This window comes from Neobacillus niacini (assembly GCF_046591715.1).
Lineage (GTDB): Bacteria > Bacillota > Bacilli > Bacillales > Cytobacillaceae > Neobacillus > Neobacillus niacini_L.
In genome coordinates, this window is sequence record NZ_JAWVNQ010000022.1 from 24,809 (window position 1) to 40,166 (window position 15,358).

At 36.7% G+C, this 15,358-nt stretch carries 13 protein-coding genes; 3 read left to right on the forward strand and 10 right to left on the reverse strand.

Translation table 11 applies throughout. The annotated features are described in order from the left end of the window. Positions 1–49: 49 nt before the first annotated feature. From SFC47_RS24490 to SFC47_RS24515, 6 genes are all read right to left on the reverse strand, one after another. Entirely contained in the window at positions 50–1,816 is a 1,767-nt protein-coding gene (locus SFC47_RS24490) for an acyltransferase family protein (protein WP_411257178.1), read from the reverse strand. Between the two features lie 222 nt (positions 1,817–2,038). Beyond that, complete coding sequence (locus SFC47_RS24495) at positions 2,039–2,236, reverse strand: DUF6199 family natural product biosynthesis protein (RefSeq protein WP_411257179.1); 198 nt, start codon at positions 2,234–2,236, stop codon at positions 2,039–2,041. A 594-nt stretch (positions 2,237–2,830) separates the two neighbouring features. Then, entirely contained in the window at positions 2,831–3,298 is a 468-nt protein-coding gene (locus SFC47_RS24500) for a GNAT family N-acetyltransferase (protein WP_411257180.1), read from the reverse strand. A gap of 373 nt (positions 3,299–3,671) precedes the next feature. After that, complete coding sequence (locus SFC47_RS24505) at positions 3,672–4,781, reverse strand: FtsZ/tubulin family protein (RefSeq protein ID WP_411257181.1); 1,110 nt, start codon at positions 4,779–4,781, stop codon at positions 3,672–3,674. A 178-nt stretch (positions 4,782–4,959) separates the two neighbouring features. After that, positions 4,960–5,415 (reverse strand): DinB family protein, encoded by a 456-nt coding sequence (locus tag SFC47_RS24510; protein WP_411257182.1) that lies wholly within the window; start codon positions 5,413–5,415, stop codon positions 4,960–4,962. A 126-nt stretch (positions 5,416–5,541) separates the two neighbouring features. Then, the gene (locus SFC47_RS24515) at positions 5,542–6,021 is read right to left on the reverse strand and encodes an acyl-CoA thioesterase (RefSeq protein WP_411257183.1); all 480 of its coding nucleotides are present in this window, start codon (positions 6,019–6,021) and stop codon (positions 5,542–5,544) included. 128 nt (positions 6,022–6,149) lie between these two features. Between SFC47_RS24515 and SFC47_RS24520 the strand changes: the two genes are divergently transcribed. After that, positions 6,150–6,488 (forward strand): hypothetical protein, encoded by a 339-nt coding sequence (locus SFC47_RS24520; RefSeq protein ID WP_411257184.1) that lies wholly within the window; start codon positions 6,150–6,152, stop codon positions 6,486–6,488. 139 nt (positions 6,489–6,627) lie between these two features. Here the strand turns inward: SFC47_RS24520 and SFC47_RS24525 are convergent, their stop codons facing one another. The 3 genes from SFC47_RS24525 to SFC47_RS24535 all read right to left on the reverse strand — a co-directional run bounded on the left by SFC47_RS24525 (position 6,628) and on the right by SFC47_RS24535 (position 12,448). Further along, positions 6,628–7,065 carry a hypothetical protein gene (locus tag SFC47_RS24525; protein ID WP_411257185.1) on the reverse strand — a complete coding sequence of 146 codons (438 nt, stop codon included), beginning with the start codon at positions 7,063–7,065 and terminating at the stop codon, positions 6,628–6,630. Next, positions 7,046–7,618, reverse strand: a complete 573-nt coding sequence (locus SFC47_RS24530; protein WP_411257186.1) for a hypothetical protein — start codon at positions 7,616–7,618, stop codon at positions 7,046–7,048. The genes SFC47_RS24525 and SFC47_RS24530 overlap by 20 nt, the downstream gene beginning before the upstream one ends. Positions 7,619–7,867: 249 nt before the next feature. Next, on the reverse strand, positions 7,868–12,448 hold the full coding sequence (locus tag SFC47_RS24535; protein WP_411257187.1) for a P-loop domain-containing protein: 4,581 nt from the start codon (positions 12,446–12,448) through the stop codon (positions 7,868–7,870). Between the two features lie 255 nt (positions 12,449–12,703). Between SFC47_RS24535 and SFC47_RS24540 the strand changes: the two genes are divergently transcribed. Both SFC47_RS24540 and SFC47_RS24545 read left to right on the forward strand, forming a co-directional pair. Continuing rightward, on the forward strand, positions 12,704–13,867 hold the full coding sequence (locus SFC47_RS24540) for a DUF418 domain-containing protein (RefSeq protein ID WP_411257188.1): 1,164 nt from the start codon (positions 12,704–12,706) through the stop codon (positions 13,865–13,867). Positions 13,868–13,948: 81 nt separating this feature from the next. After that, positions 13,949–14,230, forward strand: coding sequence for a hypothetical protein (locus tag SFC47_RS24545; protein ID WP_411257189.1), 282 nt, complete (start codon positions 13,949–13,951; stop codon positions 14,228–14,230). A gap of 103 nt (positions 14,231–14,333) precedes the next feature. Here the strand turns inward: SFC47_RS24545 and uppS are convergent, their stop codons facing one another. Next, on the reverse strand, positions 14,334–15,089 hold the full coding sequence (gene uppS, locus SFC47_RS24550; RefSeq protein ID WP_411257190.1) for an undecaprenyl pyrophosphate synthase: 756 nt from the start codon (positions 15,087–15,089) through the stop codon (positions 14,334–14,336). Positions 15,090–15,358 lie beyond the last annotated feature (269 nt).

The following is a 15,358-nucleotide window of genomic DNA, read 5'->3' on the forward strand; positions in this document are numbered from 1 at the left end:
TATATCAGAGGTTCTACTTTGTGATTTTGATTATATTTAGGGAATATATTTACTCCTGGATTTGTTCTACTAATAAGTTGGCGTATGTTTCACCGCCTTTTTTTGTTAAATGAACACCATCCTGTGCGAAATATTCGGGATGGCCCTCACTCACATGATACCAATCTACGAGTACGGTATGAGGTACGCTTTTCACGACTTCTTCTAATGTTTCGTTTACAATTGTTTCCCAGGCCCGTGGTACCCGGCAATTTACTAAATATACTTTTTTGTCCTCCAGACTTTTGATGATATTGATTAAATCTGATTTAACAAAAGGTCCATTGGTTCCAAGCTGAATAAACACATATTCCCCAAATTGTCCCCTGTCCTTCAGCACCTTAATCACCTCAGGCACTTCTGACATTTGCCGGCCAACACGGTAATCAATCGTTGCTTCGGGGTAATGAATTTTTAAGAATGGAGCGACATCATGAAGAATGGAATCCCCAATAACCGTAATAGTCTTTTTATTAGGCTCTGGTACCGGAATATCTTCTACTGTGTCATCGTAATATTCTAATGCCTTAAAAGCATCTATTGTTAAGGCTTCTTGATGCGTGACCACGACTGTGGTTTTGACAGTAAATACGGTGCCAATCCCTGCGAGTGATACAAGTAATGCAGCACAACCTGCTAAAACAATTCTTTTATGATGGACTGGCAGCCCTTTGAATTCCCTTAAAAATGTTGTTAACTTCCCCTGGCGAATCGGTACTTCTACATACCGATAAGATAACTCTGATATGACCAAAGTAAAAAAGAGCTGTAAGGTTATTCTCCAAAGAATTAAACCATCTGTATTTACAATCGGTGATGTTAAGATAATAATCGGATAATGCCACAAATAAATGCCATAGGAACGAACCCCTATCCAAAGGAGCGGCTTAACACTAAGCCATTTTGCTAGTTGACTTGCAGGATGAGCTAATGCCGCTACTACTAAAATGGTCACAATCGATAAAAAAAGCATACCTCCCTGATAATGGAAAGAGTCAAATTGTGAAGTGACCATAAACAGTATGACAATCAGCAGAAAACTTGTGATTCCTATTATTTCAAGAACCAATCCAGCATGCCTTGGTACAGTTTTTGATAATCGCTGGCTTGGCCAAACGAAGGCAAGTGCGGCCCCTAACAAAAGAGAAAAAGCTCTTGTATCACTTCCATAATAGACACGAGAAGGATCATCCCCCGGCAGATAGAGAATTGCCATTAACCAAGCAGAAATGACAACGCCAATTAGAATAGCCAGAACCTGAACCCTTTTTCTTTTAATAAAGGTAAAACCAAGAATCATTAGCAGCGGCCATAGCAGATAAAACTGCTCCTCAATGGCAAGTGACCATAAATGAGTAAAGGGTGAAGCGTGACCGAAGCTGTCAAAATAAGAAACTTCACGAATAATGTACCACCAATTCGTTATGTAAAGAATGGATGGTAAAAAATCCGAACGTAATTTTTCAAATGAAGGATGGTTTGTTACGATCACCCATAAGCTAACGAGAAAAATCATCACTAATACAGCAGGAGCAAGTCTGCGAAAGCGCCGAATCATAAAACGCAGGAAGTCAATCTTATTATTTTTTTGCCATTCATCAATTAGGATGTCTGTAATCAAGTAGCCTGACAAAACAAAGAAGACCGTTACACCCGAAAATCCGCCCTGAAACCAAGGGATATTAAGATGGTAGAGAATAACACCCAAGACAGCTACCGCTCTAAGTCCATCTATGCCTGGCATATATCTGCGTTTATCGTTGCTTGAGTTTGACATTACATCCTCTCCATAGTCAGATTTTCGCTGAAATTTGTATACTGCCTTAAGGATGGATTCATATTAATGAGTATGCTTTTTAGTAAAGGACTATGATTTTTCAGTATGTACGATAGGTACATTTCTCCCTCAATAATTCAACTAGGGAAAATACCCTAAAGAATTTCAAGACCCCTGTGCCAATAAGGCTAGAGGTCTTAATTTTACAAGATATGAAAATGATTAAAGGAAAGATACAATAGTTGAACCGATGCCAACAATGATAAACATGATACCCCCAAACACGGTAGACCAAATATATAACCTGGAAGGTTCAGTGGCATCATTGGATTTCCAGCTTTCGGTTAATAACCAAAAAAGTGAAGGTTCGATAATCATACTAACACCAATAATAATAAAAAGAATTCCGAGTGCTAACAAGTCTTACTTCCCCCTTTAACATTCTCTATACTAAAACATACGCCAGGGGACGTAATTTCGTTCTTCACAGAATGAACGTGAAATAGGCACCTGACAATTATTTGGCTGGTGCCTGTATGTTATTCTTATCAGTAAAAACCGGTCTTATGAAAGACACATGAAGCCTAAACTACTGATTTGCCTAAGAAAAACGGTCTCATGAAGGGCACATGAAGCCCAAAAAGCTGTTTACCCCAAGAAAACGGGGCTCATGAAGTCCCCATGAAGCCCAAAATGCTGATTCCCCCCAAAAAATGGGTCTCATGATGGCCTCATGAAGCCCAAAAACCTGATTACCCAAAGAAAAACGGTCTCATGAAGGCATCATGATGCCCAAAAACCTGATTACCCCAAGAAAAATGGTCTCATGAAGTCCCATGAAGCCCAAAAACCTGATTACCCCAAGAAAATCGTTCTCATGAAGGACTCATGAAGCCCAAATACCTGATTGCCACAAGAAAAACGGTTTCATGAAGGGCTCATGAGGCCAGAAATAGCTAATGTACCAAAGAACCGAAAAATGGATTTCCTATAGACTCTAAGAAAGCCTGATGATTATAAATGGTAACTCATCATTATAAGCTCACCTTTACTCCCCATTTTCCGAACACCTTCATCTACAAATCCACATTTTTTGTATAATCCCTGTGCTGCTACATTTTTTAGGTTAACAGCCAAAACAATTTCATTTATTCCACTAAAATTCTGCTTAACAAACGCAGTCAAAAGCATCAATGCCTGTTTCGCATACCCCCTTCCTTGATTACGGGAATCAGTCGAAAAGGCTCTTAATAGAATGGAATAATGATTGGTTGAATAGGGTTTTACCCCTTCATTCTTATGTAAATCAAAAAAAGTTACAAGTTGGTCTTCTTCCATTGCTAAAATTGAAAAACGGTCAGAATCTTCTTTCGATAATTCAATACAATCTTTAGGCTGTCCAGTAAACCGTAGTTGGTCTTCGGTTAAGGAATAATTCTGGATTGCCTTATAGAATCTGTCTTCATAAAAATATAGTTGCATGATAGTCTCCTTTGTTTTCAGCCTGAACGGGCACGAAAAAATCCTATTCGTTACCTTCGACCCTCTTTTTCAGTCTGAATGGGCACGAATAGATGCTATTCGTTACCGCCTATTCTCTTTTTTAGCCTGATCGGGCATGAATAGATCCTATTTGTTACCGCATTCCCCATCTTCCAGCCTGATCGGGCACGAATAACATGTTTTCTATAAAACTGACCTTTTTCCATCATATATAATTCGAAACCAATCGTAGGCCTTATTAAAAGTCTATTTTATTATATTTTTAAAATTGTAAAATTGTCTATTAATATAAAAAAAGGAAACACAACGGATTGTTCCACGTGTGTTCCCTCTTTGGTAATCAACAAATGCGTTACTTCTGATACTTATTTAATTTGGAAGTGATGGATACAGGTTTTCTTTCTTGTTTCATCAGTTTTAAGTTGGAGGCCCATCTGATTCCAGATTCGTAATTTTGAGTATTTTCCTTTTTTACGAGGTTCTGTAGTCGTTCTTTATTCTTTTCTATGGATTCTTCTACTGAGAGCATCCGGCGAGATGGGAAAGATAGACCGGCAAGGATGGTTGTAACGGTTGGGTCAGATTCTGTGATATACGTTCCTTCAAATAACTGCAGCGGTTCCCCTACCCTTTCAAAGATGGACGGTACATTAATCAGCTTTGAAATATTCTCTGGTCCCTCATAAATTAATCCAGCCCGGATTACCCCTTGTGACTCGACAGGGCAGAAAATCGAATTCTCCCAAGAAACCTGCACTTTCTTTGAGACCTCCGAGGTATTTTTCGCATCTGTTATAGGAGCGGAAGAAATAATGGTTACACCTCTGGAACCAAGGATATTCATTAAATCTGTTTCATCAAAATTGCCAAAGAATGAACTCTTCTTCGTTATTTTCAGAAGATGATTAATTGCCTCTACAGCTTGAAGATTAGCAGATAAGTAAATTTCGTGTTTGCTGGATTGTGGTTTCAATTTACGCATTTGATCATTGTCGACGAGGAATACAGAAGAAATGCCTTCTATATTGGAAAGTTCCTCGATACACTCCGCGGTATTAATGCGATTGCCTGCCAATACATTTCGTTCAGGGATAACCGCTATGGCTCCCACCTTGATACCAGGCAGCTGATCAATTAATAGATCAATAAGCATCGGACTCATCCCAGAACCTGTGCCGCCGTCCGTTGAAAAAGCCACTAATAATAGCTTGATGTTTTTAAAGGAACTGTTAACAAAATCAATAATTTCCTTATAGTTTTCATGAAGCGCCCGTAATCCTAAAGAACGATCTTGACCGGCACCATTGTACCCTGGTACAAAAAACTTTTTCTCAACCCGGGTATTGACAACACCGTCTCGTTGATTCGTATTAATGAGAGCTGTTGGAAAATTCAAGGCTGATGCAATTTCCGCTATATTCCCTCCTGCTTGACCTACGCCTAAAATTCCAATTGATTTCACCAAATACGCCTCCTTCTTAATCTAAGGTGTAACAGTTAGAAGAATTCTTATCCAAATCATTGATATGGAAAAACAATCCTTATACCAATTTTACGAATGGAATAGGGAGATTATGACCAATAATGGTCCCAGCCCCATAATAAAAGCGATGTTGGTGAAATCAGCAGGCAGCTGATTATTAATCTCGAATCCTTCTATATGTAATGTAATCAACATCTATAGGTTCAGAGTCTGCCATTCTTAACAGTTGATTAATTTGACCTCGATGATACTGACCATGAAGAGCAACATGTGTTAAAATATCCCTCATTGTATTTTGAAACTCTGTACCTTTGCTATTTTTATATGAGACGATCTGGTCTAGTTTCACATTATTTAAATGGGAAAGGAAAGTCGTATAGTTTTGATTATTTTGGTCAACCAGTTCAACGCATGTTTCTAGATTACCCTCATCCCATATGGATAAATGTGAACTATCTGTTCCATTTAACCGGGTAAGCCAAACATTTTCAGCGTGAAGAATATGCGAAAAGAGTTGATTACCCTTTTTGTTCTCTTCACTCTTTTGTAACGTAGCAAGAATACGCTGGTTAGCCCAATGTAAATGCTTAAACATTGATTGGATTGTTTCCAATGAGAGCACCATCCTTTTCCATTTTTAACACTTTTCTATTTTACCATTAAATCCCTAATCTATTGGATATAACTGCCAAAAAAATAAGCCCCTAATTCAGGGACTTACTACGTTTATCCATTAAAATTACCTTCTCAATAACTTTTCCATTTTGGTTCGAATCGCATCAGGGATGGGTGAACTTTTTTGCTTTTCGAAATCGAAATGAACTAGAACGGCCTCCCCGTATGCAAGGAGATCTCCCCGTTCTTTATGGACAAATTCATGTACCAAAGTAAAACTACTTCTTCCAATCTCTTTTAAATATGTATTAATGACGATTCTTTCATTTATATAAATTTGCTGTTTATAATCACAATGTGTGGAAACTAGAACAAACGACCAATTTTCAAGGTTGGGAACAATTTCATTATCTAAAATAAATTCTACACGAGCTTGTTCTAGATAAATAAAATAGCTCACATTATTGATATGGCCTAATGCATCTGATTCACAATATCTTGTGACTATTTCTGTTTGATGTTGAATGATGGCTACCCCCTTTTCTACTATATTACCATATTTTTCATTATTTCTTATACTATATTGAAACTTGTAAAAGTGCATATAAAATTTACATCTCTATATCGTTAGCAAGGACCTTCTTCCTGTTGGTATAATGCTAATAAGAAGTTTTTACGAAAATTCAAGAAATTGCTCTTGAGTATTAAATTTTGAAAAGGCGGTATAAAACAATGCCAATGGAACAGGAAACAATGGGAATGTTAATAAGCGGGTTTTCCATCATAATGGGGATTACCTTTATAATCGTTTTATTTTTGATTTTTTCAAAGAAACACAAATCATTTAGAGTGGCTTACGGGTGGATTATCGGATTTTTAATATTCTTCTCTTGGGCAGTCAGTCAAGCATTAAAGGCAATCAGTTTTGATGTTAACCATCCAATGGCCTCTGAAGAAATATCATTTCGTCTCGGAATGGCGGGACTTCTTTGGGTGTTAAGTATGGTGTTTTTTGTGCTGGGGCTAATTAAGTTTTCTAGTATCCCAAAAGGCAGCATAAAAAATATTTAATCAGGAAAAGGCATAGATTAGACACCTATGCCCCTATCTATGGATTTTGGATGAATAAAAAATTCAGCTGTATAAAAATATACCCCTGTTAGGGTTACATTTTCATATATTTAACACTTATCATTCGGTAATCTTGAATTTAGCTTGTTACTTCTTCTTTTTTAGTATTTTTCTGTTTTGATTTTTCTTTCTCGATACTGTCCTTGGTTACCTTTGCCCATGCCTTCAAATATTCAAAAAACATTATAAATTCTCTTGAATCTTCTTCTAGATGTCTGAATTCCATTACTGGATAGGAATTCCAGCTTCGGTCAAAAATGCCATCACTATATATATCTTTCTGACAGATGACGAAAATTTCTTTCCCCATTGCATTTGCCATTCCGGCTTCTAGGTGTAACCATCCGGATGTATATTTACGATGAGTATCGATTTTTTCTTTTACAGACCCTTCTTTGTCTTTAATATAATAGGCATTACTTCTTTCGAGTCCTAAACAAATCATCGCTCTACATTCAGAGACCTTTTCTCGAACCACCTTTAATGGATCTTTCCAATCATAAATAACCAAATTCACACTGAATGGGTTCGATACCAATTTTCCTCAATTTATCTTTAAATCCATTTAGAAAGAAACGCTGCCGCTCGTTATCAGGATTTAACGTACTGAGAAACACAGGGATTCTATTTTCACTGTTAATTTCCAATGATTCAAATTCACTTCTGTTTGAATCAAGAGGAGGAACCTGGTCACAATACCAGTCTAAAATTACCTCTAGATGAGAATAAATACTTATGGCATCCTGTTCCACCGTGATTTTTCCAAGACCCGTGTCGTGAACTAAACGATTTCTTTGCGATCTTATTTCATCACAACGCTTATGTATATCATCCTTGACCTTCTCTGGTGCACCTTTAAGTATACTAATCCTAGAATTTAAGTCCTTTCCTGGTGATTTAGAAATATTTAATTTATTTATTAACTCCACCAAAAACGCCTCTAGAAATACACTGGCCCAAACGGAAGCAGCAAAATATTGCCCAGCCTGTAATGCTTCATACCCATTTGAATAATTAAGAAAAACCTCTTTTGAGATATACTTTTGGTATTTATCATTTTTATTACTCATTGATTAACACTCCAAACTCTAATAAATATAAGTATTTGAATAGCGACAGCTTCTATTTAGATAGAATCATATCATCGTTAGAATAGTAAAATTGTACCAGACAATAAAATTGTCAGCAACACAATATTATTCTAGTTATTCTTAGATAGCTAATGCCAAAAAGATGATATTTAAATAAGTTACTAATAAAGTGTCAGGAACCTCCCAAATATCCGGAGGTTCCTAGCACATTCTCTTCTTCCTAGCTCTTTAGCCTATAACATCCGCAGCCATTTCCTGAAATTGTTCTTTAGTAATTTTCTTTCGATCTACTTGCCTGATTAAGCTTTTGATAAAGAGTAGATCATCTTCATCTGTAATGGTTTTGAGCCATTCTTCTTTTGTATTAAAGCTAAAAGTGAATGTCGATGTGCTGAATTCGGATAAATCAATAACATCCACTACATTTTTCAGTTTCTGCTCAACGAATTCAGTACTTTCACCCGAATAATCCCGTAGATACAAAGCATATAAAACAATACTTTTGCAAATTAATAGCCGGTTATAAGAAATCTGTGGAATGATTTTTATTAGGACTTCTAATATATCCTCTTTGTAGTCCTTGAGTATCGACAAGATTTGGTCATAGGCATGTGTTTTGATTACTTCTGAAATGATGTCATTTTGGATAAAATTGATGACTTGATACAGATTCTCTTTGTTTACCATTCTTAACATTTCATCAACCATGACAAGGATAAGGTTTTTCTCTTTTTGTTCCTTGATCAAGGTAAATAAAGGTTCATACTGACGGGTCAAGGTTAAATTATGCGCAATTTGTCTCATTAATGCGGTAACATTCCAAAGATATTCAATGTCTTTCACCATTTCGAGTGCTTTGTTCATTTCATTTTGTTTGCTGTACTCTTTTGCGACCTCACTCACAGCAAACGAGCGATTGTAGCTATTTTCAATCCTTAAGGCCGTTTCCACGGCTTGAGACATGAGAGTTTGTGTTTTCTGGTCATCACCTAATCTATAAAAATCAGTTGCCACATGCGCGATTCCCAAGCTTTTCAAATAGTCATCAGTAAGCTCGTTCAGCTTCTTCACTCTCTCCAAACAATCTTGCTGCGTATAGTTATTTGGTTCTTGTTGTATCGTCGAAGATTGGACATTAGCAGTCGATAGATGCTGCAATCCTATTTTTTTCATTCGAGTGCTGTTGATAAATTCTTTATATAATTCTAAGGCTTTGTTCATGCCGTTGGGTTTTGTTTCTTCAGAAATAAAGGTTCCTATCACTAACGCCTGCTCGAACACATCCGTAAGTTTATCAACATAATTCTTCATTTCGCCGACTAGATTTCGTCTCGCGAGTTCCACTCCTATACTGCGTAATATATACAAACTATTCCAATGATCCTTCGCCTCTAGTAACCATTCATACGCCTCTCTATGTCGGCCGAGCTTATTGAGTGTAACAGCAATCGAGCGTATGGATGACCGCTTATCACGATAATCAACGGACTGTTTTAATGTTTCAAAAGTAAACGCTAGTACCTCATCAAAATCCTTGCCAGAATCCTTCATATCCAGAATAAGCGAGCATAATGCGATGATTTGATTCCATGTATCCTTCACGTTTGTTTTAATCATCGCCAGAGCATGGTCAAAATTGTTCTGTTTGCCTTCATAAATAGCCAGTTCTCTCCAGGCAAATGATTGTTCACGCGTATCCTTGATGGTAACGGTAATTTCCTCTGCCTCTTTTAGCCATAATGAAGCTTTTTCTTTCTCCTTCATCTCCACCAATACATTCACAATGGAACACAATGCCTGAACTTTCAGAGCGTCCTCTCTAATTTTGGGAACAAGGGAATATATCTCGTTTATCAGATCAAGTGCTTCACCCTTTTTGCCCGAATGATAATAAGCTCTTGCCACTTCAACCTTTGACAATACCTTAATCGACAACGTTGGTATCTGATCTGCAATCTCTAAAGCTTTTGAAAATAATTGCTGCTGACATAATAGCGTGACAAAGCTTTTCACGACAGGATCATATGGCTGCGTTAAAAAAAGACCGGAAATAATCGAATAGTAGATAGGATCCTGTAAATTAAAATACTTTAGTTCATATTCCACATACTCATTGTCTATATTTTGTAAATCACTTCGAATTAAAATGGGATCTAGGTTACAGCCGATATCCTTTAGTTGAGCTAGTAACGTTACAAGATAGGAAATCGAAAAAAAGTCACACCATTTATATCCAATTACATTTGAATCAGTATGCTCATCCAAATGCTCTATGATCATCTGCAAAAATTCTTTCCTTTTCTGTTTACCCAACAATGCTTGATTAAGGGTTTGGTGTAAGAGAATGATATATAAGATAAATTGCTCTGCCCCTTTATAAGCAGTGATCTGTTTTAACAGATTCTCCATTTGTTTACTATCTGAAAATTGGACTGGATTTACAATTAAGGATACATTGCTCGTAATCTGATTGTGTAATTCAGCAATTCGAACAGCATAATCCATCTTCCCATTAGAGTCAGTGGTGATTTGCATTCCATCTAAGAATAAATGAATGGTATATAAATATTGGCTGGTCCATAAATATTGTGCTTTAATATACTCTTGATCTGCTGCTAATCTCACTAATTGCTCCTGGTCATCTAAGGAAACCAAATGAGAAGAGTAATATTTCATAGGATACATACGGATGGAATCACTATAATAGTTCAGACTTTTCCATTGCGCACAAAATTCAACTATTTGTATCTCGGCCTCGACCAAGTTGTCCTTCTTTTTTACCTCTAAATATTCTCGGAAACTATCATGAAACAGCTGATAGCTATATGATTCATTCGGGTTTTCAATCAGTACTTCTTGAAGAGTGGCTATTACCTCATCAATCACGATGTCTGTAAAACCTGTAATGAATTGCAGGTGCTTGGTGGAAAGAAAATCCTTTGCTTTTGCCAACACATAGACAGTGGACAGCACTTCATTTCCACCATGTTCTTTTCGAAACCGCGCCATGATTTCATCATAGAAATCCTCAATCTTAGATGGCAGCTGATCGATTTGATAGAGAGAATGGTTGTTCATTTCAATTTCCGAACAAAGTAATTTTAAGTACAATGGGTTACCTTTTGATTTTTCCAAAATGGTCTTTATGTAATCGGGATAACCGATGATTTCATACTTATTCGTAACCTTAAATAACAACCCCCGAATTTCCTCAGTACTGAGTCCACTGATAGAAAATTTTTGTTTATCCAATGGATGAATCACCTGATACAGCTGTTCCACTTTCTCGACAGGCCGAGACGAATAAATAAATAAGATATTTTGATAGGTTTGGGTATTGATATAGGAGATCAACTGACCTTGGATCCCCTCATCCAAACCATCTATACAAATAATAATCTTTCCATTTTTACTTTGCTGTGAAATATGATGCAAGCGGTCATGCAGGTTGCTATGTTTCTCTTCAATCGTCCCCCCGATTGGAATTTTCGTCAGAAACGCAGATTCTAACTGCAGATTCAAAGAATCAAGAAATCTTTCAATGGAGGAGGAATTTCGCCGGATAAAGTATTCTACAAAGGTATAGGGTTTGTTACTCTCGTTATTGGCCGAATACTTGTAGTCTTTAATTATTTTTGCGAGGAGAGCAGATTTTCCAATACCTGGATTTCCAAATAAGAATAAAAATCCTGATGTTTTCGTATCGATGAAATGCTTGATCTTTTCCTGTTCCTCTATTCTTCCTTGAAAGGATTCAACCAGTTCTTCTATATAATCAGAAAAGATGTGTGTATCTCTTTTTTTCCAATCAATGACATTAAGGATGGAGATGAAATCCTCATAAATCTGGTCATCAGATACATGGTAGGCATAGGGATAATTTAATAGTGATATCTTCTTTTTCTTTATTTTTTTTAAATCATTAAGAAATAGCAGGGTTGGAACATTCTCGTTTTCGATTGGCAGCTCCTTAAATGTCATTATTGGAAAAAGATTGAGCAATTCTCCTTTTTCATTATATAAATAGGGCTGATTCAATTTAACATTTTCCCTGTGTTTAATTGTTTCAGGAGCAAAGTGATCACTTTCAAAAATGTGGTGAATCTTTCCATCCTTCTTTTGAAAAACAGCAATACCTGTGCTTGTCAGCCAATCTGCAGCTAATAATTTTTCTAAAACAGGTGTATATCTTTCAATATCTTTTTCACAGGTTTGTTGATCGGGTGTGGCTCCATGTGCATATTTATTTCGGAAGTTGACGATATCAGGAATGGGACCAGCGGGACTTTTCATGCTTTGACTAATCATTTGATCCCACTGATAAAAATATGGGATGAAATTGGGTATAAACATATTCTCGCTATAAGCATATTTGGCTTGTATGTAAAGGTTCTTTAAAAATGTCCGGTCTTCCTTTTGAACGGGATTGGTTAAGAAATAACCTTCCCCTCTCCTACTATATAATGAGGAGAACTTTTGTAAAGTTTCACCAGTTAGACTGGATGAAATCTGCTGAAATTGCTTTTGGGTTAGTTGTTTATTTATCGTCAAATCCTCGATAATGAGACGGTTAAAAACCTGCCATAACCCTAGGGAAGGTGTTCGTAACCCTTCTGCCAGTAATCTTTTAATATCTTCTGAAACATGGTTTAAACGAAAGTAATCACTAATAATTACGGCGGTATGTGTTTTAATGATGGTCTCAAACAAATCAATCATCCGATGGATTTTTACAAAAGGATGCTGCTCCTGATGGTATAATTCCAAGACAGATTGGATTTGAGGATGGTTGGTCAGGTTTCTTTTCATTCCTACGCCCCTTTATGTAACACCCCCGAGTATTGTGGCTCGGGGTTTGAATATTTGTGTGAAGTTCACACAAGTTAATCACTTACTACTATATTACTAGAAATGTCAAAATCAGCCAACCGGCGTATAAAACACTTGGCAACTCGGAAGATAAATATTACTTAGATTTTTAAAATAAGGATTGGTAATTTTCTTTTAAAAAAGATTAAAATGCAAGTAGAATAACAAGTATAGGTCATTGATGAGGAGAGTAAGATGTCAGCACAACAATATAATCAAACTTCTACTAAGCGAGCACTTTCATTAGATTTAGCCAGAGGATTTATGCTCTTATTAATTGTACTTGCTCACGCACCATTATATTTATACGCTGCTGAACCAGGAATCATGAGCCGACCGAAAAGTATCACGTTTCTAGATACCTTTTTAAACACTTTCGGGGAACTATTTATCGATAATCGGGCACGACCATTGTTTGCTGTTTTATTTGGCTATGGATTAGTCATGATTTATGAAAAACAACTCTCAAGAGGAAATTCTATTAAGGAAGCCTTAAAAACCATTAGGAAACGATGTATCTATCTAATCTTGTTCGGAATGGTACTAGCGGTCTTGATTGGCGGCGAAGACATATTAATGGCTTATGGTATTGCGGGTTTATTGGTCTCGCGGTTATTACCCTTTGATAACAAGGTTTTAATCAAAGTGACAACAATCATCACTTTGGTATTCATTCTCTATCTTCCGTTTGTGTGGGGGTCATTTATGAGTGAAATGGGAAGCTATGGATTTGGGACTGATTTTTCGGGGGATGAACGTTACTTGCAATCATTAACAGAAGCATTATTTTCCTTCGCGATTATCCCTGTTTTCATCCACTTTCTTTTTCCTGTACTCCCTTCGGTACTGATAGGAATTTGGGCTGGCAGAAAAAGACTTTTGATTGATTCACAACAGCACCATCAATTGCTAAAAAAAATCGCTGCGATTGGAATGACTATTTCTATTGTTGGAGCTCTTCCTTTAGTAATGATTGATATCATTTGGAAACCTAGTTATTTCACAGCGGGAACCATTTTAGGTGTTCACATTATCACAGGGATGGCTGCTGGAATAGGCTATGCGGCCTTATTTGGAGTTATAGGTAACATGATTAAAAATCCTGGCTGGGTAACAAATTCATTGACTTCGTTAGGAAAACGCTCACTCACCTTTTATGTTTTAAATGAGACCTTATTAGTAATCTTATTGTCACCTGTAGCATTGGATTTGGGTGGCAGATTAAACAATGCTGGAGTCACATTGATTGCGATCTCAGTTTGGGTTGTGGCTGTCACAATCGCATCTATTTTTGAAAAATTCCAGATCCATGGACCACTTGAAAGATTAATGCGGCGATTAGTTTATAGAAGACAATGATAAAGAAAGCCCCCACTTCAAAAAATACGGTAAAATAGAAATATAGAAAAGAATCATACCTTTTAATGGAGGAGAAAATTCATGTTAGATAAAATAAAAGATTTGTTTAGACGTGATAATATTCGTGTCGAATTAGAGGATTGGTATAAATGGTACAAAGAACCAAAAGTGTGCACTGATGCAGTAGCAGCAAAATTACAAAAAGAGGGTTTAGAAGTAGAAACGATCGCAATAGTAAAGAACATTACTAGTAATAAAATTTCAACCTTACTAGTCGATGGAATAACATATGAGCTTACCGTAAATACTCCACCATACGGAGCTCCTGCACAAGTGTTTATCTTAAGGAAAATTACTCCATGATTTTTCAATAATGAGCGATACCAGTGTTTAAGGTATCGCTTATTTTTATATCTGCCAATCTGATTATTTACATATCACTTTTTTGGAAGTTGTAAACAGAAACTTATAGCCCGCCATAACGTCTCTTTCTTAGTCGGTATTCCTCAAGTGCCTGAATAAATTCCTTCTCGGAGAAATCTGGCCAAAGTACATCTGTAAACCAGAACTCAGTATAGGCCAATTGCCAAGGCAAATAATTACTAAGACGTTTTTCTCCGCCAGTACGGATAAGCAAGTCAGGGTCTGGCAAACCTGCTGTATACAAGTAACTTGAAAACGCATCTTCATCCACATCATCAATTGATAATTTCGCGTCGGTTATATCTGCGAATACTTCTTTCATGGCATTTAAAATCTCTTGTCTTCCTCCATAGTTGAGTGCAAAATTCAGCTGAAGACCGTTATTATCCCGCGTACGTTCCACTGCATACTGTACAGCCTCCCGTGTATGAGGCGGGAGATGACTTGTATCGCCTATTGTCTTAATACGAACATTATTAGCCATAAGCTCTGGCAAATAGATCTGGAGAAACTGCTTTGGAAGTTTCAATATGGTGTCTACCTCGGGCTTTGGACGTTTCCAGTTTTCAGTGGAGAATGTATAAAGTGTCAAAACCTTTATCTTGCATTTGACTGCTGCATTAACAATTTTAACGACCGTAGATATGCCTTCTTTATGGCCAACTACTCTTGGCATTCCCCGTTTTTGCGCCCAGCGGCCATTTCCGTCCATGATAATGGCGATATGGTCTGGTATATGATCGTGTGAAATATGAATAGATTCATCCGAATGATTATGATTAATAAATGGTATTTTCATTGAATTTCCGCCTCCCACAAAAAACACAGTTCATATATTAGTGTCTTTTTGAAATTTAACACATTTTTTATCGTAAATCAATAAATTATTATTAAATTATATTTCTTATTTATTGAAAAACGAGCTAACTTCTAAATATGACAGATTGGTAGTTATATAAAGATTGTTGTTTTCGTGTAGGTATTAGAATTAATTGGGGGAGAATTTCCGCCTAATGTATGTAGATGCTGCTTAAGAAGCATATATAAGCGGAAAAATTCCCACTAACT